Here is a 19,653-nt window from a genome sequence, read left to right as displayed (position 1 = left end):
TTCAAAATGACAGGCTGCGGGCGATGCTGCGCAGCGAATGGATTTTAATATGCAAAACAATATCGAAATGAAACAAACCGCGGTCAGCCCGCGACCAATCGAACCCAAAATGCCGAACATGTTGCCGAGGAAAATCATGAGCGCGCACCAACTGCTAGCGTCGGGATTCACACGCGAGGAAATGCGCCAGATCGTAGCCGAGCAAATCGATTGACCCATCCCGAACCTCAACTTGCGACGTCAAGGCCGCTCCCTTCCAAAGGAGTAAGCCGCCAAGCGGCTCAGGACCGAATGAATATAACCCAAACTGGATCAAGGAAGAAGCCAGGCATAACCCCGCTGCCTCCTTCTCTCAATCAGAAGGCTCAACACAGCTATGAGCGATATCTTGCCCGCGCTCGCGACGAAGAGCGTGCCGGAAACAGAATAGAAGCTGAGAACTGCTATCAACACGCCGAGCACTATTTCCGGGCGATTAGATAGATTTCGGAAGTTCCAAATCAAGTACCACCCGTCACGACCGCCGGTTGACTAACGGATACGGGAAAAATTCCTAGTCCGCCGTGTCATCGACGCGGCGGAAACTCATCAACAAAGGAGCGGATTCCATGAATATTGTAGCTGTGAAATGGGCCAAAAACCAAAAGCGTTTCGACGAGACGCTGCCCTACAGTGATGATCATGTCACTGCAGTCCCACGGCCACCCTTGCGTGTCATGCAGGAACAACGCGCACGCGAGGCGGCAAAAGCTGTTGAGGAATACGCGGCCAGTGGACGCGCCACTGAAGCCAAGACCGAACGCCTGCGCGCACTTCGCCTGGCCAGAGAGGCCGCGAATGGTTCATCGAAAACGTCGAAAACAAGTCGTTAGACGTAACCAATTTTGTCGATTCCGACTTTCGCAGGTCCTCTTTGCCCGAAGGCTTTGGTCGTACACATTGAAGATAACAGACGATCCCGGTCGGCCAGGCAATTGGGAGGGAGATGCTAAAAAAACGCCGATGTGGGGCGGTATACTGGCCGCCGCGGTTTGTCCTTTTGTAAGATCCTTTTCACAGAGGTGGGTCGGATCGAGAAGTTGCCGGGCATGCCGGGTCACCATACAAGCCCAGTATCTCTATCCTCTTCTCGCTTGCCGCGAACAGCGTTGAAGCGATCACGAATTTGATGGAAGGGGGAGTCGGTAAATGCTGCGGGGATAAGGCTTAAAAACTGACCACGTGTTTGGGCAAACCATACCTATGTATACTTTCGCATCGGGCTGATTGTTTGTACCTCTACCACCGCGCCTGTCGAACTCCGATGGGCGAGGTAGTTCCCCCGGCTACCACGCTTCAGTTTCCCCCCGGCTGAAGCCCGGACATCCTCCCGTGTCCGCAAAAGACCGCCCGAAGCCCACCGGGCGGTCTTTTGTTGTCAACAGGCGGGAGACGACAAGGAAGAGAAAAATGAAGCTGCCACTTGCAATCGCTTTTCACTCGATCCTGATATCCGGTGCCTTGATCTCCGGATCATGGGCTTCTCCCCCACACACGAAGTTCACCATGGCCAAGTGCGAGGCCACATCAAAGGGACAGACATGAGACACCAGCTTTGACACAGCTATTTGCCCCAATGTTTCACAGGCACGCGAGTATAAACAAACACTCACCTGAAAGTGATGGATGAAAGAATTCTCCTAACTTGCATCTGTCACTAACAATAGAAATATCTGCGACACTTAGAGCGGAACGATACTGCGTCCTGATCCCAAATATCCTCCCACAAAGATGCGAGAATCCATGATAAGCAGACGATCATTATTGAGCGGATTGGCGATGGCTATGCTCACTCCTATTGCTGCTTCGGCGGCAACCAAGAAGTTCCAACTCGATCCCAAGTACCAGCCTCAGACCGTGCCTTATGATACGAAACTTCCGGTTGGCTCCGTAGTCGTCGATCCAAAAAACAAATTCCTCTATCTAATTGAAGACTCAACAAGCGCGCGCCGCTACGGCATAGGCGTAGGGCGCGCCGGCCTTGCATGGTCAGGCGAGGCAATTGTGGGGCGGAAGGCGACGTGGCCGCGTTGGATTCCAACCAACGACATGATCGAGCGCGAACCTGCGAAATACGAGAAATACGCGGTCGGTCTCGACGGTGGGCCCACGAATCCCCTGGGTGCTCGCGCCCTCTACCTCTACCAAAACGGCCGCGATACATACTATCGCATTCACGGCACCACTGACCCGTCGTCGATAGGCAAGGCTGTATCCAACGGGTGCATTCATATGACGAACGATCAGGTTATTGAACTCTATGATCTCGTCCCGGTCGGCACGAAGGTCGTGGTCTTGGATCCCGCCTCAATGCTCTCCCCACGCTCGTGATCCAATCCGTGTGACACGTCCGGTGATCCCGGGACTTATTGAAGTGGCTTAAATGGATCTCGGTGCAGACGATCAGGCTTGATCCAGAAGCATCGCGGTCACGACAGCGCGGCGCTGATGGGTCGAAACGCGTCCCTGATCATCGTGGCCATACCATCAATAGCGGCGCTTTTTATGCGAGGATTGCGTCTGAGAACCACATTCGAGCAATCAATCTGGGGGAAGCCGTCTGCTTCCGTCAGGGCGCGGCAACCTGCCGGGATATTGCTGCTGGCAAGTGGTGCGATCGCCAGACCCGATACGGCTGCAATCTTGAGTCCGCCGCTCGTGTCGCAACTATAGGCCACGCGATAGTTGATTTTAGCTTTGTCCAAGGATCCGACAGCAAATTTCTTGCACCAGCTGGAGCGCTCATAGATCGCAACCGGGACGACGTCATTTTCATGAACGCAGTGGACTTCCGACGTCACCCAAACCGTCGGATCAATAAAAAGCACCTCCCCGGTCGTCGGCTGCTCCTGATCGAAAATCACTGCAAGGTCGAGTTCGTCTGCGTCGATGGCCGCCAACTGTGCGGCCGAATATCCACATTTCACAGTCACTTCGACATACGGATGCTGGCAGGCGAAGGCTGCCAATGCGCGCGGCAGTACAGTGTAGCCATACTCTTCCGGAATACCGATCCGGACAGGACCGCCGAGCGGTTTCGCCCGTATCGCGGCGGCGGCCTCGTCCAGCAACCCGATGATCCTGTTGGCGCTGACGAGCAGGAGCTTTCCTTGTGGAGTCAACGCCACGCCGCGTGAACCTCGCTCGAAAAGGCTCTCACCCAAGGTCTCTTCTAGCTTCTTGATCTGAATGCTGACCGCGGATTGTGTTCTGCCGACTTGTTCTGCAGCGCGGGTGACATTCCCGGCCGCAGCCACGGCCACAAACGTACGCAGCAGTTCACTGTCCAATGGCGGATTCACAATGATGCTTTCGATAAAAATTTCAGATGGCAGCCATGATTTCTATTCGTTTGTTAAATGTCAAGCTGTGGCGAATCCTGTGTCTTGATCCAGGAGCGCCAAATGCACAACGTCCGACATCGCGTGATACAATTCTTCAGAGTGTGGCGGGCCGCCAGACATGAACGGCGGTTGTTGCTGGAAATCTTGAGCAAGCCAAGCGATCGACTGCTCATCGATGCCGGCATCACCAGGGAGGATGCACTTCGGCTCGTCCGCAGCGATTTGAGGATGCCGCTCTGGTGGCATTCGTCAGTCCCGCAGTGTATCTCCCAATACGCGCACCGCAGTTGGTCTGATTTCGATACCATTGAGCGGCTCACCACACTGACAAGTCCCGGAGGCCGATCATGGCAGCACAACACGTCCACGAAATCGATGCAGCGATAAAGGAACTCATCTCGTCCCGCCGGCAGGAAATTCTGCAGATTGCCCAAAACGGGGCAAACCCGGGTCCGTTGAAGAACGTGGTGGAGATACAAACGGCGATTGATGCCCTGTATCGCGCACGCGAGCAGGAGGGGACGTCAACATAATCAATGCTCTGCGGTCATCGGCTCAATTCCGCAGTTCAGAACACATCACTTTCTTACGCCGCGATGATATAGCCGCCGCTCAGTGCGGCGCGGACGTTCGCTCTTGAAAGATCACGATTTCGCAGCCAACAAACCTGTCCGTCTGTTTCGGGGCAAGGAATTTTGCCAACAAAACGCTCAGTAGTGCTGTTGTGACGAGAAGCGCCTCTCATGCGACGACGCCGTCATCATGATTACATGGCGAAGGGCTCAGCTGATTGATGGCGTTTAAACCCCACACCTCTTGGCGATCGCCAGTGAAATTCCGACGAGACACATGGTGAGCGGCACCCACCAAACGGGATCACCCATGGTGAAAAGCGTGATGCTGCTGACAACACACCAGAGCGTCGGAATACTGAACAACAGGACGTCGTAGCGGTTCCGGGTCGATGCCAGAAATCCGATCGTGGCGATCGCTGTCGGATCAGGCATTATGCCGAAGACTTCAGCAGTTCCCAATCCCCGACCTGCCATCAACGACAGGCCTGGATAGATCAGGACGGCCACCGCCATGACGATCAGCCCCGCGGGACCGCCTGCCAATGACGCTCCGGTTCCGCGCGGGATGACCTGAACGGCGAGCATAAGCATCGCCTGAGCCACAAAGCCACAAGCGGCGTATGTGGCGGCCCAGTTGACGCTTGACAGACGCGACCAGAAATAGGCCCAACCGACGAGCAGCCAAAGCGCAGCCAGAATTGTCGCAACGATCCTACTGGCATTCGGCCGAGCACGCGCGAGCAAGCAAACGAGGCCTACACCCACCAGTAACATCAGAATCTGAAGTGGCCAAAGGGCGAGGTTATAGCTCTCGATCTGCCTGAAATAGACCCGAGGCGAAAACATTAAAAAATCGGAAGGCCTATATGACCACCACTCTGTCACGAGGCATCCTCATTCGGGCGATTGACAGCCATCATAGGTTTTCCACGTAGTCGATGGTGCGTTTGCGCAAGGCCGGGTCTATGACGGTTCCGGTTGCCGCTTCCATGTTTTCCTGTACATGCGCCACGTTTGCGGTTGCTGGAATGGCGCAGGTAACCGCCGGATGCGAGATGATAAACTTGAGAATCAGTTGCGCCCAGGTCCTCGCGCCGGTTTCGGAGACCCAGTCCGGCAAGGGGTGGGCCGCCATCTGCGCGATGAGGTCGCCCTGCCTGAAGGGGCGATTGACGATGACGGCGATCTTGCGCTCTGTGGCGAGCGGCAGGATGCGGTCCTCCACATCGCGGTCCAAGACATTGTAAGTTATCTGGACGAAGTCGATCGGCTGCGACATCATGATATCTTCGACTTCAGAGTGGCGGCGTCCCTCCGAGGTGGTGATGCCGACATATTTAAGCTGGCCGGCGTCCTTCATTGCGAAGAGCGCCTGGAGATGCTCTTTCCAGCTCAACAGATTGTGGACTTGAAGCAAATTGAATTGAGGCACACCCCAAAACCTTTGGGACTGCCTGATTTGCTCCCTGCCGGACTGCGGATCGCTGATCCAGACCTTGTCGGCGGAAAACAACGTTTGAGGCCGCGACAGCTTTTCAAGGCCGTACCCGATCGTCTCTTGGGCCGAACCATACATTGGCGAGGAATCGATCAGCCTTCCTCCTGCAGCGAAGAAGGCCTGCATGACCGCAGTGCATTCATCTCTCAGCTGCATGTCGTCCCCGACGTTGAAAGTGATCCAGCTTCCGAGGCCGACGACGGGAAGTTCTTCTCCGGATGAAGGGATGGGCCTGGTCAAGACCGGCGCCCCCTGAGCCGACACCCGGTAAGGTAAGCCCGACAAAGCTCCGGCACCCGCTATCAAAGCGACAGCTTGCCGCCGATTTATCAAGAATCGCCTCGCCATCTCGTCTCCCCGTTGGCCAAGCCAGTTTGCCGATTATCGGCAAAGTATCGAGTATGCGCCGCCACTTGAAAACCCACAGCCGGGCATCAGCCACTCACATTGAGTTGAACCACTGTCCGATGACGCAGAGCCGGGAAGTCAGCTTTTGACAAAATGTACATGGCAGATCAATTAACAGTGCATAAAGGGCGTTGTTTTCCGGCTATGCGACTAATGCGAAAAAGGGGAACTGAAAGCCTTCGCGGCCAAGACGCTCTCGACACTGAAGGAACATTGGGCGGAAGCTCATAACGTGCACTGAAGCTTTGGCATTGACTTGAGAATCTGTGGAGGCGACCCATGTTCGAAGGCTTCGATCTCGAACTAATCTCGCTGCGGGACGCGACGCTGCGTGTCCGACATGGCGGAACCGGACCTCCCCTGCTGCTTTTGCACGGCCATCCTCGTACACATACAACCTGGCACAAAGTTGCGCCGCGCCTGGCACAGTCTTTCTTTGTGGTTTGTCCTGATCTGCGCGGTTTTGGTCAATCCTCGAAACCTGTGGACACACTCGATCACGCCGGGTCCTCCAAGCGAGCAAAGGCCAAAGATTGCGTTGAATTAATGCATACGCTTGGACATGAACGGTTCTCCATAGCCGGACATGATCGAGGGAGCTACACCGCTTTTCGGGCTGCCATGGACTACCCCGACACAGTCAAGTCGCTCAGTATCCTTGATGGCGTTCCGATCTTGGAGGCTCTGGAGCGATGCAACGAGAAATTTGCCACCGCGTGGTGGCACTGGTTTTTCTTTGCCCAGCAAGACAAACCAGAGCGCGCGATCCTGGCCGATCCGCTTGCTTGGTATGGAGGTTCCCCGGAAAAGATGGGAACTGGCAACTTCCAAGATTTTTGTGCAGCAATTCATGATCCGCAAACCGTGCATGGCATGGTCGAGGATTATCGCGCTGGCCTGAAAATCGACCGTATGCACGACGAAGAGGACCGCAATGCTGGGCGCAAGATTACATGCCCTACGCAGGTCCTGTGGTCGCAACATGACGATTTGGAATTTCTCTACGGCGACGTCCTGGATGTATGGCGTCTATGGACGACCGACTTATGCGGACATGGCCTTCCGTGCGGACATCACATGGCGGAAGAAATCCCTCAACTGCTGGCAAGTGAATTGGCTACGTTTCACCAGCGACATCAGTAACTTAAAACGAGTCTTGAATGTCGATCCAGGGGAAAAGAGCCAGGTCGGGCCGTCTCAGCCTAGCGAAGGTGGGTATCGCAAGTCTCATATGGGCCCATCTTCGATCCCTTGTCCCCACATCATCTCCATGTGGATGCCACCGAGACTGGAGTGCTCATCAGTCAGGTGAAGATTCACCGAGGGTATCGGCAACACGCCAAAGGCGATACTTAAGAAAATTCCACACAATATGCTGCCGAATGTAAAAACGAACGCAATCAGATTCAATCTCAAGAAGCTGCGGGTTTCTTTCTGTCCGTACGCGACGCTCGAAGCTTCGAATATGGCCTTGACGCATTGTTCGCGCTCCACAAGGCCACCGAAAGCCCGAGGAAGAATCCGAGTCGTTGGGTAGAATCCCAGCGAGAATTGATATGTTATCTGCAATCGTGCTGCGGTCTGCCAAAAAGCCGTACAACGATGTGAAAGCGGTGAGTGCAGGAAACAAAGCAAGAAGCAAACAGAATGCCTTCCATCCTAGCGGTGGAATTTCGGGCGGACCTCGGCGGCACGGCCCCGTCCAGCTTCCATGTCGGCCATTTCCGAGTTGCGCGTCGCCTTTGTGGCCCTGGAGTTTGGTTAGCATCGTACTGGACCTGGAATTCATTGTTGCGGCGTGACACCTCCCGAACCGCTGGCCACTAATGCCGGTGACGTGAGGCGTGATGCCACCCTGAGTGTTGGGGCGCTTCCAGAATTTCCTCACGGGACTTCTCACCCAACATTTCCAAGAGATGGGTCTTGGCCCGGTTTATTCTGCTTTTGATGGTTCCAACGGGGCAATCACAAATTTCCGCAGCTTCGTCGTAGCTCGCACCCATGACACAAACCAGCATGATTGCTTGCCGGAAATCCGGATCGAGTTGATGCAAAGCTATTTCAAGTTCATGACCCCGAATAGTCCATTCCTGGGATGCCGGCCGGGAGGGTCCGTTTTCAGCGATATCTTTTTCCCCGCCCGTGACCTCCCTCAGTCGATGCTTTATCGCTGTATTGAACGTATTTCTCATGATGGTGAACAACCATGACTTCATACTCGTCCCCGGAGTAAACTGGTGCAATGACCCAAGTGCCCGTTTGAGTGTTTCTTGGACGAGATCGTCTGCGTCATCGGGTCTGCGATAGAATGACCTCGCAAATGCCCTTAACGCCGGCACAAGAGCAACGAGTTCCGCTCTGCAGTTAACTTCTAACTGAAAATCTTGATAAACGGGATCGATCGCAACCATATCTTGTCCTTTCTGGATGAGAGGACAATGCGCCGAAGATATAACTCGTTCCTCCGTCGCCGGAACTGTACGCTATCGAACATTTGAGATTTTTTGAGTTGTAGAGACCAAAGTAATTACCAAGTCGTCTGTGGTCAGACGAGCACTGTCGGCTCGCATAGTGCAATTGAGAGCGCGTGCTTTCGGTGGCATGATTTGTTTGACCGCTCCAGGTCCGCGCAAAGTGGCCTAGCTACAGGCCACTTTGCTTGAATGATGAGGTCAGCGACTCTTGCTGCCCTCGCTGCCTTTCGACTGCTTGTCGGATGAGTTGCTCGATGACCCGCTCTTATCCTGCTTGTCGCTCGAGCTTTTTGAACCACCCTTGGTGCTTGATTTGCGGTCCGAACTATTTGGCATTTCTTTCCTCCATGTTGACTGGAAAAGTTCCAGTATCCAATCAACCCAGGCTGAGGAAAACTGTTCCGGCTCGCTGACCGTTGGTGCGATACCGCACCAACGGTCAGGACACGACTCTCCTTGGATTTCCATCAATTGCCATGTCGCGCCTGCGAATCCGCCTTTAGTAGATCCGCAAAAAATATGGTTCCGATCAGCTCACCTGGCTCGTTATAGACGCGAACGACCCAGCCGGTTGGGTCGAGTCCTTCGAGAACGCCATCAACAATAGTTTCTTGTGCCGCTAGTTTCGCCTCCGCCAGCGCGTGTTCGTAATCCGGAAGCTCGATCCCTTTTACGTCCTCAAGAACGACGTCCTCATGAAAAACAAAACGAAACAATGGCATGGGAGTCCCCCCGCTCTGATGAGGAAACGTGCTCATTTTGCAAAGTGAGCACGCCTGAACATCAAGCTGCTTTTTGGGCTTTGCTGTTAACGCCGCCTTCGGCGAGCTTGGTCAGCGCGGCATCGGTGGCGATTTCTTCCTCGAGGGTTTGCACCAGAAGTGCCGTCGCGTCCTTCATACCCAGTTCGTCCGCCCAACGAGCCAATGTACCGTACCGGGCCATTTCGTAGTGTTCGACTGCCTGAGCTGACGAAACCAATCCTGCATCAAGAGCCGGCTGGCCTTTGAAATCTTCCAGGACTTCTTCACCTTCCGCTATGATGCCTTCAATCGCATCACAGGTTTTGCCTTGCGCACGCTTTCCGAATATCTCGAAAACCTGCTGCAGGCGCTCAACGTGGACTTCCGTTTCATCACGATGCTTCTCGAATGCCGCCTTCAACTCCGGCGATTCTGCGCCCCTGGCCATCTTTGGTAGCGCTTTGAGAATTTTCCGTTCAGCGTAATAGACATCCTTGAGGGTCTCGTGAAATAAATTGTCCAATGTTTTTGTTACCATGCTTTTGTCCTCCGGTTGTTATCGCCGCACAATGTGACGGGTGAGCAAGGAACCACGCCAGACGATGATTGTTCCGCCTGGCGATAACGAATTAGTGGGATTTTTGTGACGGCGGAGAAATCCAGGAGGGTGAAGGTGGCAATTATCACCCCTGCGAATTTCTCGAGCAAGCGGCATTTTAAACATCAAGCCCTTTCCGTCTGACAACTGCAAACGGTAAGCGCTCCCACCTCATCGGTTTGTGTGATGCCCTGGTCTGATTCAGTGCGCCGCTCGGCCTTGCAACGCTTAACTACCGCAATGACCAGCCTGTCAGACGAACGGATTCTTCCTCGGCCAGACCATATGCCCCGTCCGCAAGTACCATTAAGCCTTCGCGGTCCAAAACGATGATCTCCGATCTCCTGGAACGGATGAGCCCCTTTCCCTCCAGGATGTGCAGAGCGACAGTAACGCCCGATCGCCGCACGCCCAACATGCGGGCAAGATGTTCGTGTGTAAAGCTCATGCTATCGCCGTCCACCCTGTCATGTGCGAGCAAAACCCATCTGGCCAGTCGATCCTCCAGCTTTGAATGCCCGTTGGCAATCGCCGTGGACCCCACCTGAATTGAAAGCGCACGCGCAAATCTTGTAAGCAATATTCTTATGGATTCTTTGGCGCGAACTGCATCCAATAAATCGGATGCGTCGATTCGAAAGGCGCTTCCATTCATTTGAACGACAGTGCGGTATGCGCTGCGGTCGTCATATTGGAGAAGCGCAGAGCCGGACATCCCATCTCTGCCGAATAGACCGACTTCCAGATCGCGGCCGCGCGGCAAGCTCGCCATCATCGAGGCGATACCGCTTTGAAGAAAATAGACGCGTTCAAGCTTTTGCGCGGGGGTCTCGATCTCCTGTCCGAGCGTCAACGGAACCATCCGCATTTTAGGCAAAAGCAAAGCTCTGTCCTCCTCGGACAACTTCGACAACAAATGATTGCGTATCGGAGGCAGTTGATCGCTTGCCACAGTCTTTCCTTCCAGGAACGACTTACAGGCCGTGACCTGCAAGTTATGAACTTTGGAGCATCACTTCGGAGACTTTTTGCGAGAGCTCGCTCTGCATAAACGGCTTTGACAGTAGGGATATATCCTTGCCAGTACCGTCAGGCAATTCTGAGTAGCCGGTAGCCAGGATAACGGGCATATCCGGCCACCCTGCCTGGATTTCCCGGATGAGCTGGGTTCCGGTCATGTTCGGCATTGCCTGGTCGGTCAAAACAAGATCAATACTGCTGTGGGACCGCAGAAGTTCGAGTGCCCGTCTACCGGAACCAGCTTCGATCACCGTATGGCCGAGTTCTTCAAGCATGGCGACTGTGTTCATCAGCACCAAGGCATCATCGTCTACCGCCAGAATAGTCAAGGATTGCAGCGCACCATGATCCTTCTGCGGCGTCGATACATCCTCAGCGGCCGTCTTCATTGGTTCTGATATAACCGGCAACCAGAGCTCCGCGCTTGTTCCCTTGCCAATCTCACTCTGAAGAACGAGCTGACCATCTGACTGCTTCATTATGCCATGAACCATCGACAGACCTAGCCCCGTGCCTTTTCCAACACCTTTGGTTGTGAAAAAGGGTTCGACGGCCCGTCCGAGGGTCTCGGCATCCATACCTTCACCTTCATCGTGTACAGAGAGACAGATGTAGTCGCCCGGCGAGAGCTCCGAGTTGGTATCGGTGACTTTTGCTCCGCGGGCTGCAATCGAGATGGTGCCACCATTTGGCATTGCATCTCGTGCATTGACCGCAAGGTTGAGAAGCGCAAGTTCAAGCTGATTGGGATCAGTCTGGACCTTGGCGAGTGACAACGGAAACAACGTCTCGACCACGACTGTCGAGCCGAGCGATCGCTCGAGAAGGTCTGCCATGCCCCGCACAAGAGCTGGGACGTCAACGGGCTCAAGATGCAACTTTTGTCTTCTGGCGAAGGCCAGCATCCGTTTGGTAAGAGTGGCTCCGCGCTGCGCGCCCTGCATAGCGTTATCCAGCAATGCCAAGGTTTTGGGATCATCGGGTAGTCTTTTCCGCACAAGTTCCAGGCTTCCAATAATTGCCATCAGGAGATTGTTGAAATCATGGGCAACTCCTCCGGTCAGTTGGCCGATGGTTTCCATTTTCTGGGATTGGAACAGCGCTTCGCGGGCTCTTGCCAGTTCTTGTTGGTTACGGTTTCGCTCGGTAACATCCCGGGTAACTTTGGCAAAGCCGACAAGCTCGCCATTTTCGTTCCTGACGGCGTCGATGATTATGCTCGCCCAGAAGCGCGTGCCGTCCTTTCGAACCCGCCAGCCCTCCTTTTCGAATCGACCTTGCTCGGCGGCAGTTTCTAAAGCCTTATTTGGGAGATCCCGATCCAAATCTTCCTGGGTATAGAAACGAGAGAAATGCTGGCCAATGATTTCGGAAGGATCGTAGCCTTTGATGCGTTGAGCGCCTGTGTTCCATGTTGTGACATTTCCCTTACGATCAAGCATGTAGATGGCGTAGTCAGTTACGCCTTGGACGAGTATTTTAAATTGCTCCTCGCTCCATCTCAGTGCCTCGTCCGGGGCCTTGTGTTCCGTTAGGTCTCGGGTGACGTTCGCATAGCCGACGACTTCTCCGGACAAGCTGCAGATGGGGTCGACTACGACATGCGCCCAGAACCGGCTACCGTCCTTCTTCATCCGCCAGCCTTCATCTTCAAATCTGCCGTCGAGCGCTGCCCCCTTCAATGCTATTGCAGGAAGACCAGAGTGTTCGTCCTCTTCTGAATAAAACCGCGAAAAATGCTCGCCGATGATTTCCTCTGCTCGATAACCCTTCAAGCGTTGCGCACCAGGGTTCCAACTTGTTACAGTGCCGCTGGCATCCAGCATGCAGATGGCGTAATCAGTCACCGCGCCCAAAAGCAATCGCTCATTGCGTTGCATTGATTTCCCTCTCGCCACGCGTAAACCCTTGATCTACTCGACAACGACAGTTCATCTTCAAGGTTCCGCCACGTTCAAATTTTGATGAAAATCGGTCGCTGCGAGGCTTGCGGAGGAACAAATTCAATTCTTCCGCTTTCAAAGCGACAGGGTGAAATGAAGAAGTAGGTGATGGCGCGAGGTGAAAAATCCAAATATACCGACAAGCGGAGGCTATGAAAAACGCGGCGTGTCCAAGGGCGAAGCAGAACGCCGGGGATGAGCTACGGTCAATAGGGAAAGCCGTGGCGGCAAGTCCGGATCGCGGCGCGGGAAGAAGTCCTCGGAGAAGGGAGGTCGCGTCGGCGGCGCTGTGTCGGCGTTGGCGAAGACGGCCGCAGCAACGCAAGCGAACGCAGAACACGCACATCACTGATGCTTTCGTCACTGGAGAGGCAACCATGACCGAACTGCGGCCGGAGACCGGCAAGCCCGAAACCTTGCAACTCGACCGAAACGGCTGGGTGCCCAACAACCCGCAGTTCCCGGTGCTGATCTATCACAACGTGACAGACCCAGAGGAAGAACACGCTCCGGAAGCGCTGGAGTGCATGTTTCGGCGCAACGGTTGGCCGCCACAGTGGCGTAATGGCGTCTATCCCTTTCATCACTATCACTCAACGGCACACGAAGTCTTGGGCGTTGCCAAAGGCAAGGCACGGCTAATGCTCGGCGGACCCCATGGACACGAGGTGAGTGTCACAGCGGGTGACGTGCTCGTGCTTCCGGTAGGCACAGGCCACTGCCGCTTGGAGGCGAGCGCCGACTTTCTTGTTGTCGGCGCGTATCCTCCAGACCAGATAGCCGATTTGTGCCGCGAAGCTGCAAACGCCGCAACGATTACACGGATAAATGATCTGTTGTCTCCACCGTCCGATCCGGTTACCGGATGCGAAGGATGGCTTGAAACCTGACCATTATCGAGCGGCCATCGTGGCAAACAAGGTTCTCAAAAGTCCATACCCAAGCCGGACAGCCTTCGGTGGCGTAGTAATGCGCAATCGGCTTCGCAGGAACTCTGGCAACCAGAGAATCTCGCTCGCACTTTAAGCTTTGCGTTCCGTAGACAAATGAACATCGATTAGTCGCACAATCGCTCTACGCGCCTCGTGGGCAGGCCAACCGATCGAAACAGCATCGTCCAGTAGCCGCTTCAATGCTGGTCCGGCGTGAGCCAAGAATTCGACCTCCAAGCTCTCTTGGCAATCCAGATCATCACGGTCGTCCTGAGGTGGCATTATTGGCATGGCGGATTCCCATTGTTATTTGCAGTCTTCTTGAGCGGTATCCTGCTCAAACCTCCGCCCTCACTGCCGGGCGTTTCGAGATATCGTTCATACGCCATTCGAACTTGGCTGGCTGCTCGCTGTCGCGACGATTGAACACCGCTCACTCCATCCAGCCGAAACTGCGAATGGCCGAGTAAAAATTTCCAGCACCACAGTTCACCTTCCGGGCCGTCATCAATGCGATAAACTCGGCCGACATCGATTCCGTTACGGTTCGTCGCCGTGAAATCCTGCGCCTGCTCTTCTAGTCCCCCGCGAGTTTTTTGCCATCTAATTTCCATGGCTTTCAAACTCTGAACAATTCAATTTGTTTCAACTTCCAATCACCTTAAATATCCTTTCTCTTCATCAATTTGCGCAATTTTGTCTCAACCTACGGCAGCACGTTTGGATGCACAGCCAGATTGGTATTCTCGGCAACCTCAATCATTGCAGCCAGGACCTCTTCCTTGTCCATCCGGCCACCTGGGCATCCCCAGTACCTCGAGCAGCCGATCTTCCACTGCCCGCTGACACTCATCGAAGCGATCAGGGTCACTTCTAGTGCGCTTCGGCTCTGGAATTGTCATGAGCCGTCACCTGTAAAGCACAGGGCGTTGTAGGGTGGGTCGCCGAAATCTTTCGCGCTGTAGAGCGCGATCAATTGCCCTTCACCTTCGTCGGGCACACCTAAAAAGAGAAATACCTCGCCGAGCTCGGGATGAAAACCGTGGGTGCCATTGAACGGGAACTCGTTTGGATCGGAGGATTCATGAACGGTCACGTCGTCAACAGGCTCCTCCTTCACGTGAATAATTATTTCTGCAGAACCTGACAGCTCTTGGGTATCCGTCAAAGCCTCCCTAACCTCAAATTCAAACTCCGGATCCCAGCCCTCATTGCCAATGAAATCCTTATCGCGGAACCTGACTTTCATGGCATGGCTCATCCTCCGATCAGAGCAGCAGCGGCTCTTCTTGCGCATTTGGCAGGCTTTCCAACAGTACGCCTCGGGTCATCACGCGTCTCTGACGAGCGCGATAGCTGTCAGGGTCACTTGGACCACGTGACCATCTCATGCGGCGTCGAATAACCGCGATGCCGTTAAATCTGCACTGGTTTGATAGTGTCCACACTGATTGACCCGGTCAAAACGCCGCGTACCAGATCGGTTCGATCCGTTTCAATTTTGATAACGGTGTATAGTTTATCGTCCCTGAAAGCACTCGCGTTGATCGTCGTCACATCGTCAGCCGGCGCTGAGTCGATTTCCATAAAGTCGAGTTCGCGCCCTGCGGCAACAATTCTGGCGTCGCCCGTGGTGCGGGCAGCGACAAGCACTTCCCCTTGATAGGGCGAGTTTTGCCAGCGCGGATCATGAGCGGGTGCCGTCGGTACTAGCCGATAAAGGTGGAGCGTCTCACCCATTCCCGGCAGGGGTGACGCTCGGCTCTCCGCGTCCGCAACTTGCGCACGGCTTTCCACAGAATGGCCAAAGCTTGTGGCACTACTTCTCTCAAATGCCTCATCACCATCCGCTTTTTTATCCTTCGACATCATATGCCCCCTTGCTGCGTTTGCCTCCAACCTCAAACGCCATGATGTCGGGAATGTTCCGCGCTAACCTCTGGCGGGCTGGGTGTGGCGCTCCAGCGACGCCCTGGCGCAGGCCGGGGATTGCAAGGACTGAGCAAATCAAGACAGGCGGTGAACCGCCGCTCTCTCTTTGTACGTATGCCTTGAATTTGCTCGCCGTGGGACCGACCGAGTTAACACCAGCGTCCTCTACCGTACCAGCGGCCTCTCCCAGAAAACTCGCAACCAGACGAGGCAAAGGCCAATATATGCTCACAGCTGAAACTTTTTGCTTACAAAGCGAGAACCGTGTAGCCCAAAACGCCAGGGTGTTTCGACCGCCCGGCTGATGCCGATGCGTATTCCACTGCAAACCTGGACCTGTTCATGCGTGCGAGCGAATGAAAATGGCCCCTCTAGCAGCGACATTCCGTCATGCGATTTTTGGAGGCCCAGTGCTTGTGCGACTTTACCAGGCCCTGAACACAGTTGGCCGATATCGTGCGTGGCTCGCCGGGAGCGCATCGTTTCGATGCCCTGAGTTGGTTCGACCGCCCTGATCAGAACGGCTGATCCGGGGATGCAAACCAGGTTCAGACACCAATGCATACCGTAAGAACGGTAGACATAAGCGTGGCCAGCCGCTCCAAACATGGTCTTGTTTCCGGGCGTTGGACCCCTGAAGCTGTGAGATGCCGGATCGTCTTGGGAATAGGCTTCAGTCTCTACGATGGGTCCACCAATGCCATCGACAAATATCGAGATGCCAATCAAATCCCGGGCCACCGCTTCAGCATCTCGGCGGAAGAACTCCGAATCAATCATTCCATCTTTCTGTTTTAAATTCGAGGGAACCAATTTGTCTTGTCCAAGCTTTATTGAATTGCGGCGGGGCCAAATCTTGCCTCCTCCGCAAATGGTAACGACAAAAAAACAATCTACAGGAGGTTTTTATGGGCCGCGGCATTCTTCTTTGGTTACTCGGAGTTCCGATTCCAATCATCCTGCTCCTCTTTCTGTTCATGCGATAGGAGAGCGTAATGTCCATCACCGATATACAAACGGATGTTGATGCATCCGAGGAGAGCAGTGCGAGCGCCGTCAGCTGGGGACCGATTTTTGCGGGCGCTGTGACTGCTGCCGCCGTAACATTACTATTGACCCTGCTGGGATCAGGTTTTGGATTGACGATGATCTCGCCGTGGTCATCTGAAAATCCCTCAGCTACGTCATTTGCCGTTTCCACCGCGATCTGGCTGATCCTCGTTCAGTGGATATCGGCCGGCGTCGGTGGTTATTTGACCGGTCGCCTTAGGACGAAATGGGCAGGGATCCATACCAACGAAATCTACTTTCGCGACACCGCGCATGGCTTTGTAGCATGGGCGCTCGCGACATTGTTGGTTGCCGCTGTGCTCGGGACTGCTGTTTCGTCGACAATTCACGCGGGTGTGCAGGCAGCGTCCAATGCTGCTGCAGGAGCCACAAATGCTGCCACAGCGGCGGCCAGCTCTGCCTCAAGCGATACATCTGTCTCCTACTTCGTAGATAGTTTGCTGCGGCCGGCCTCGCCTGCGGCGGCAACCCCCGAGCGCGCAGGGGATGCGACTGCAGAGGTATCACGCATCTTGTTGAACGCGGCAGCTACCGGAACGCTTCCTCCCGAAGATCGCACCTACCTTGACCAGTTGGTTGCGGCGCGCAGCGGCCTGAGCGAGGCGGATGCGAAGGCGCGTATAGACGCCGTCCTCGCACGGGCGGATGCTGCGAAAAAATCGGCAGCCGAGGCAGCAGACAGTGCAAGAAAGGCCGCGGCCGCCGCGGCGTTCATGGCAGCGTTCTCATTGTTGCTCGGGGCGTTTATCGCAAGTGTGGCTGCAGCTCTTGGTGGTAAACAGCGCGATGACGACGAAACACTTTATCTTTCGGCGTCAGGTAGAGCCCGTGTCACCTGACCGAGATTGATGGGATGGGTTGCATTCTACAATAAGGTGGCTCCGGACGACCAGGGAGGTAATGTCGGGGCGCAGTCTCGCCACCTGGTCAGGCGAGGTCTTGCTAACTTGCGCGGACGTATGCAGCAGGCACACAGGCACAAGGTGACGCTAACGACTGACGAGGTTGTGAATGGAAAGATGTTTCAACAAGGCCGCCACCGAATAGCCACCGCGTAGCCAGTCCAGGTTGCCTTCGCGGATGAACTGAGACTTGCCTCAGCAAGCTTGGTCAAGCCTTGTCGGTCGCTTCTTCCGCGTTCAACGTTATAAAGAGCGGCTCCGCGTCCTTTAATCCAAGGTCACCGGCCCACCGAGCCAAGGTGCCGTAACGCGTGTGATCGGCATGCGCGGCAGATGCACGTCCCGGGTCAATAGCTGGTTGACCCTTGAAATCGTCTGTTATTTCTTCGCCTTCGGAAGAAGCTGGCCAAGTATGAAGAGGCATTGGCGCGACTTTCGTCAAATCGATGGTACCGGGAATTTACACTTAAAGGCTTCAGTTATCGTCTGTCCTGCATGAATTGCGCTACGGCGAGCGCGAGGCAAAGCAGGCCGAGGGTTAGCGAAAATCCCTGGATGCCGACCAGTACCATGGTCGCGCCGGTGATTGGGGGTCCGGCGATGCCGCCGACACCCCAGACCATGGCGAACGCCGCGTTGCCGGCCATCAGCATCGGACCGGAAAAGCGTTCGCCTAGTTTGATCAGAGCCATGGTGTAAATGCCGAACGATGCTGCGCCCCAAACGAACGCGACGGGCCAGACAAACACCGAGTTGAACGACAGCGGCAACAGCAGACAGCCAAGTACGGTCGTCAGCGCGCAGAACATCAGCGCCCGGTTCGAGCCTTGCCTTTCGGCCAGCATGCCAAGCGGGATCTGTAGCGCGATATTGCCGGCGACGAAGACTGCCAGCAGCGTTGATATCCTGGCTTCCGGACTGCCGTAGCCTTGGCCATAGGCCGACATCAGTGCCAGCGTTACCTGCTCGAACGCGGCAGCGGTAAACACCGCAAATAGAAGCAGCCGCGCCTGCGGTACGAAACGCCGGACGGAAGCCTGTTGCGCATGGCCACTGTCGAACTTGGGCAGTTTTGGCAGCACCTTCCGCAGGCAAAGCCCGCACAGCACGAAAGCCGTGGTGCCGACCAGGAAAGGCGGCCAGCCTTGCGTTCCGACGACGGTCAGGGTGAGCGGCCCCAACGCAAAGCCGGCGGAAATTACTGACGTATAGACGCCCATGATGCGGCCGCGCTTTGCTTTCGGCGTCAGCGCGATCATCCAGGTTTCGCTGATCACGTAGAGCGGATTGACCGCAAAGCCGAGCAGAAAGCGGAGCGGAAACCAGAGGAAGACATTCTGCTGCCAGCCGATAACAGCGAGCAGCACAGCTGCCAGGCCGGCGCACGACAGCGCGGTTCGCCCTGCCCCGAAATGTCGTGAGAGCCATGGGATGAGCGGCGCCGACAGAATAAAACCAAGCGGCGTCATCGCGGCCGACAAGCCGATCGTGCCGGGCGACATGCCTTGCCGCTGCAGGATAAAACTGAGCAGAGGATAACTCAGCCCTTGCGCAATAGCGAAGACAGAAACTGTCGCTTAATGCCTGCCAGCGCTGCCCATGGCGTCGCGCTCAATTGATTCTGCACCTCTTCATTTGCCATGGATTTGCTCCAAAACCTTGGCCGGACAAACGCTCGGCTGGCCTTTAAGACTCACTTCACGACCATCGAACTTCCGACGAACCGATGGAATTGGCAAAGCGCGGGTTGTCACGCAGGCAAACATCCTCACCTGTTTCTTCGAAACCCTTATCCCAACTTCACCGAGTCGATCCAATCCTGCAATCGCGAGGATGTAGCCGCTATCAGCACCTACACGGATCCGGTCCCCAGAGGACGCATTATGCTAGTTTCAGAGCCCACACGGAGAATATCAGGATGGTTCGTATTCAAAAGTGGCGACCACTGATGGGTAAACGTTGGTTTAAAGAAACCGGAAATGCGTATTCGGATTGAATCGCGCCATAAACCAAGTGATACGTGCCGCAGCGATGCTCCCTCCCGGATCGGAGTCTATTTGCATGGCACCGCGCGTCACCGTCCTGCTTCCCTCACCACTCGCCTTCACTTACAATGCCCTCGCGACACAGAGGAGTTCCGCCATGAGCGAAGACGCCTTCAACATTTCGATCCG

At 55.0% G+C, this 19,653-nt stretch carries 21 protein-coding genes and 2 pseudogenes; 8 read left to right on the top strand and 15 right to left on the bottom strand.

Going from position 1 to position 19,653, the window contains the following annotated elements; all coding sequences use genetic code 11:
- The first annotated feature begins 291 nt into the window (after positions 1-291).
- The 3 genes from FHS21_RS31180 (at position 292) to FHS21_RS12175 (ending at position 2,370) form a co-directional block, all read left to right on the top strand.
- Positions 292-483, top strand: a complete 192-nt coding sequence (locus FHS21_RS31180; protein WP_112532500.1) for a DUF4167 domain-containing protein — start codon at positions 292-294, stop codon at positions 481-483.
- Between the two features lie 125 nt (positions 484-608).
- Positions 609-872: a hypothetical protein gene (locus FHS21_RS12180; protein WP_158482313.1), complete on the top strand. Its 264-nt coding sequence runs from the start codon at positions 609-611 to the stop codon at positions 870-872.
- A gap of 946 nt (positions 873-1,818) precedes the next feature.
- The gene (locus tag FHS21_RS12175; RefSeq protein WP_246411001.1) at positions 1,819-2,370 is read left to right on the top strand and encodes a L,D-transpeptidase; all 552 of its coding nucleotides are present in this window, start codon (positions 1,819-1,821) and stop codon (positions 2,368-2,370) included.
- A 98-nt stretch (positions 2,371-2,468) separates the two neighbouring features.
- Here the strand turns inward: FHS21_RS12175 and FHS21_RS12170 are convergent, their stop codons facing one another.
- Positions 2,469-3,341, bottom strand: a complete 873-nt coding sequence (locus FHS21_RS12170) for a LysR family transcriptional regulator (protein ID WP_183661986.1) — start codon at positions 3,339-3,341, stop codon at positions 2,469-2,471.
- A 389-nt stretch (positions 3,342-3,730) separates the two neighbouring features.
- Here FHS21_RS12170 and FHS21_RS12165 point away from each other — a divergent pair, with 389 nt between their 5' ends.
- Complete coding sequence (locus FHS21_RS12165; protein WP_183661984.1) at positions 3,731-3,916, top strand: hypothetical protein; 186 nt, start codon at positions 3,731-3,733, stop codon at positions 3,914-3,916.
- Between the two features lie 267 nt (positions 3,917-4,183).
- Here the strand turns inward: FHS21_RS12165 and FHS21_RS12160 are convergent, their stop codons facing one another.
- Both FHS21_RS12160 and FHS21_RS12155 read right to left on the bottom strand, forming a co-directional pair.
- Positions 4,184-4,804 carry a DUF6064 family protein gene (locus FHS21_RS12160; protein WP_183661982.1) on the bottom strand — a complete coding sequence of 207 codons (621 nt, stop codon included), beginning with the start codon at positions 4,802-4,804 and terminating at the stop codon, positions 4,184-4,186.
- A gap of 70 nt (positions 4,805-4,874) precedes the next feature.
- Entirely contained in the window at positions 4,875-5,804 is a 930-nt protein-coding gene (locus FHS21_RS12155; protein ID WP_183661980.1) for an aldo/keto reductase, read from the bottom strand.
- 339 nt (positions 5,805-6,143) lie between these two features.
- On the opposite strand from FHS21_RS12155, the gene FHS21_RS12150 reads away from it, so the two are divergent.
- Entirely contained in the window at positions 6,144-7,007 is an 864-nt protein-coding gene (locus FHS21_RS12150; RefSeq protein ID WP_112529940.1) for an alpha/beta fold hydrolase, read from the top strand.
- Positions 7,008-7,687: 680 nt separating this feature from the next.
- On the opposite strand, the gene FHS21_RS12145 is transcribed toward FHS21_RS12150, so the two are convergent.
- From FHS21_RS12145 to FHS21_RS12120, 6 genes are all read right to left on the bottom strand, one after another.
- Positions 7,688-8,275, bottom strand: a complete 588-nt coding sequence (locus FHS21_RS12145) for a sigma-70 family RNA polymerase sigma factor (RefSeq protein ID WP_112529936.1) — start codon at positions 8,273-8,275, stop codon at positions 7,688-7,690.
- 261 nt (positions 8,276-8,536) lie between these two features.
- The gene (locus FHS21_RS12140; protein WP_162701924.1) at positions 8,537-8,674 is read right to left on the bottom strand and encodes a hypothetical protein; all 138 of its coding nucleotides are present in this window, start codon (positions 8,672-8,674) and stop codon (positions 8,537-8,539) included.
- 131 nt (positions 8,675-8,805) lie between these two features.
- A complete protein-coding gene (locus tag FHS21_RS12135; RefSeq protein ID WP_112529934.1) occupies positions 8,806-9,060 on the bottom strand; it encodes a DUF6894 family protein in 255 nt (84 codons plus the stop codon).
- A gap of 61 nt (positions 9,061-9,121) precedes the next feature.
- The gene (locus tag FHS21_RS12130) at positions 9,122-9,619 is read right to left on the bottom strand and encodes a YciE/YciF ferroxidase family protein (RefSeq protein ID WP_112529932.1); all 498 of its coding nucleotides are present in this window, start codon (positions 9,617-9,619) and stop codon (positions 9,122-9,124) included.
- 292 nt (positions 9,620-9,911) lie between these two features.
- The gene (locus FHS21_RS12125) at positions 9,912-10,562 is read right to left on the bottom strand and encodes a Crp/Fnr family transcriptional regulator (RefSeq protein ID WP_246410999.1); all 651 of its coding nucleotides are present in this window, start codon (positions 10,560-10,562) and stop codon (positions 9,912-9,914) included.
- Between the two features lie 112 nt (positions 10,563-10,674).
- Positions 10,675-12,579 carry a hybrid sensor histidine kinase/response regulator gene (locus tag FHS21_RS12120; RefSeq protein WP_183661978.1) on the bottom strand — a complete coding sequence of 635 codons (1,905 nt, stop codon included), beginning with the start codon at positions 12,577-12,579 and terminating at the stop codon, positions 10,675-10,677.
- A 171-nt stretch (positions 12,580-12,750) separates the two neighbouring features.
- On the opposite strand from FHS21_RS12120, the pseudogene FHS21_RS30640 reads away from it, so the two are divergent.
- Positions 12,751-12,994: pseudogene (locus tag FHS21_RS30640) on the top strand (plasmid stabilization protein).
- Positions 12,995-13,019: 25 nt separating this feature from the next.
- Complete coding sequence (locus FHS21_RS12115) at positions 13,020-13,532, top strand: cupin domain-containing protein (protein WP_183661976.1); 513 nt, start codon at positions 13,020-13,022, stop codon at positions 13,530-13,532.
- A gap of 748 nt (positions 13,533-14,280) precedes the next feature.
- On the opposite strand, the gene FHS21_RS12110 is transcribed toward FHS21_RS12115, so the two are convergent.
- The 4 genes from FHS21_RS12110 to FHS21_RS12095 all read right to left on the bottom strand — a co-directional run bounded on the left by FHS21_RS12110 (position 14,281) and on the right by FHS21_RS12095 (position 16,286).
- Positions 14,281-14,445 carry an NUDIX hydrolase gene (locus tag FHS21_RS12110; RefSeq protein ID WP_162701923.1) on the bottom strand — a complete coding sequence of 55 codons (165 nt, stop codon included), beginning with the start codon at positions 14,443-14,445 and terminating at the stop codon, positions 14,281-14,283.
- 27 nt (positions 14,446-14,472) lie between these two features.
- Positions 14,473-14,871, bottom strand: coding sequence for a hypothetical protein (locus tag FHS21_RS12105; protein WP_183661974.1), 399 nt, complete (start codon positions 14,869-14,871; stop codon positions 14,473-14,475).
- A gap of 119 nt (positions 14,872-14,990) precedes the next feature.
- Positions 14,991-15,443 carry a hypothetical protein gene (locus FHS21_RS12100; protein ID WP_112529955.1) on the bottom strand — a complete coding sequence of 151 codons (453 nt, stop codon included), beginning with the start codon at positions 15,441-15,443 and terminating at the stop codon, positions 14,991-14,993.
- Positions 15,444-15,734: 291 nt separating this feature from the next.
- Positions 15,735-16,286: a DNA-3-methyladenine glycosylase gene (locus FHS21_RS12095; protein WP_183661972.1), complete on the bottom strand. Its 552-nt coding sequence runs from the start codon at positions 16,284-16,286 to the stop codon at positions 15,735-15,737.
- A gap of 215 nt (positions 16,287-16,501) precedes the next feature.
- Here FHS21_RS12095 and FHS21_RS12090 point away from each other — a divergent pair, with 215 nt between their 5' ends.
- The gene (locus FHS21_RS12090) at positions 16,502-17,416 is read left to right on the top strand and encodes a hypothetical protein (protein ID WP_112529919.1); all 915 of its coding nucleotides are present in this window, start codon (positions 16,502-16,504) and stop codon (positions 17,414-17,416) included.
- 271 nt (positions 17,417-17,687) lie between these two features.
- On the opposite strand, the gene FHS21_RS12085 is transcribed toward FHS21_RS12090, so the two are convergent.
- Together FHS21_RS12085 and FHS21_RS12080 are read right to left on the bottom strand one after the other, a co-directional pair.
- A complete protein-coding gene (locus tag FHS21_RS12085) occupies positions 17,688-17,903 on the bottom strand; it encodes a hypothetical protein (protein ID WP_183661970.1) in 216 nt (71 codons plus the stop codon).
- 55 nt (positions 17,904-17,958) lie between these two features.
- Positions 17,959-19,121 (bottom strand): annotated as a pseudogene (locus FHS21_RS12080) (MFS transporter).
- Between the last annotated feature and the right edge of the window lie 532 nt (positions 19,122-19,653).

The organism is Phyllobacterium trifolii, assembly GCF_014192095.1.
GTDB lineage: Bacteria > Pseudomonadota > Alphaproteobacteria > Rhizobiales > Rhizobiaceae > Phyllobacterium > Phyllobacterium trifolii.
This window is presented reverse-complemented; position numbering and strand designations above follow the sequence as displayed.

What these genes read in the sequence shown, in the direction of transcription:
- FHS21_RS31180 (WP_112532500.1), top strand. Translation starts at nt 292, where the DNA reads ATGAATATAACCCAAACTGGATCAAGGAAGAAGCCAGGCATAACCCCG.
- FHS21_RS12180 (WP_158482313.1), top strand. Translation starts at nt 609, where the DNA reads ATGAATATTGTAGCTGTGAAATGGGCCAAAAACCAAAAGCGTTTCGAC.
- FHS21_RS12175 (WP_246411001.1), top strand. Translation starts at nt 1,819, where the DNA reads ATGGCTATGCTCACTCCTATTGCTGCTTCGGCGGCAACCAAGAAGTTC.
- FHS21_RS12165 (WP_183661984.1), top strand. Translation starts at nt 3,731, where the DNA reads ATGGCAGCACAACACGTCCACGAAATCGATGCAGCGATAAAGGAACTC.
- FHS21_RS12160 (WP_183661982.1), bottom strand. Translation starts at nt 4,804, where the DNA reads ATGTTTTCGCCTCGGGTCTATTTCAGGCAGATCGAGAGCTATAACCTC.
- FHS21_RS12155 (WP_183661980.1), bottom strand. Translation starts at nt 5,804, where the DNA reads ATGGCGAGGCGATTCTTGATAAATCGGCGGCAAGCTGTCGCTTTGATA.
- FHS21_RS12150 (WP_112529940.1), top strand. Translation starts at nt 6,144, where the DNA reads ATGTTCGAAGGCTTCGATCTCGAACTAATCTCGCTGCGGGACGCGACG.
- FHS21_RS12145 (WP_112529936.1), bottom strand. Translation starts at nt 8,275, where the DNA reads ATGGTTGCGATCGATCCCGTTTATCAAGATTTTCAGTTAGAAGTTAAC.
- FHS21_RS12140 (WP_162701924.1), bottom strand. Translation starts at nt 8,674, where the DNA reads ATGCCAAATAGTTCGGACCGCAAATCAAGCACCAAGGGTGGTTCAAAA.
- FHS21_RS12135 (WP_112529934.1), bottom strand. Translation starts at nt 9,060, where the DNA reads ATGCCATTGTTTCGTTTTGTTTTTCATGAGGACGTCGTTCTTGAGGAC.
- FHS21_RS12130 (WP_112529932.1), bottom strand. Translation starts at nt 9,619, where the DNA reads ATGGTAACAAAAACATTGGACAATTTATTTCACGAGACCCTCAAGGAT.
- FHS21_RS12120 (WP_183661978.1), bottom strand. Translation starts at nt 12,579, where the DNA reads ATGCAACGCAATGAGCGATTGCTTTTGGGCGCGGTGACTGATTACGCC.
- FHS21_RS12115 (WP_183661976.1), top strand. Translation starts at nt 13,020, where the DNA reads ATGACCGAACTGCGGCCGGAGACCGGCAAGCCCGAAACCTTGCAACTC.
- FHS21_RS12105 (WP_183661974.1), bottom strand. Translation starts at nt 14,871, where the DNA reads ATGCGCAAGAAGAGCCGCTGCTGCTCTGATCGGAGGATGAGCCATGCC.
- FHS21_RS12100 (WP_112529955.1), bottom strand. Translation starts at nt 15,443, where the DNA reads ATGTCGAAGGATAAAAAAGCGGATGGTGATGAGGCATTTGAGAGAAGT.
- FHS21_RS12095 (WP_183661972.1), bottom strand. Translation starts at nt 16,286, where the DNA reads ATGATTGATTCGGAGTTCTTCCGCCGAGATGCTGAAGCGGTGGCCCGG.
- FHS21_RS12090 (WP_112529919.1), top strand. Translation starts at nt 16,502, where the DNA reads ATGTCCATCACCGATATACAAACGGATGTTGATGCATCCGAGGAGAGC.
- FHS21_RS12085 (WP_183661970.1), bottom strand. Translation starts at nt 17,903, where the DNA reads ATGCCTCTTCATACTTGGCCAGCTTCTTCCGAAGGCGAAGAAATAACA.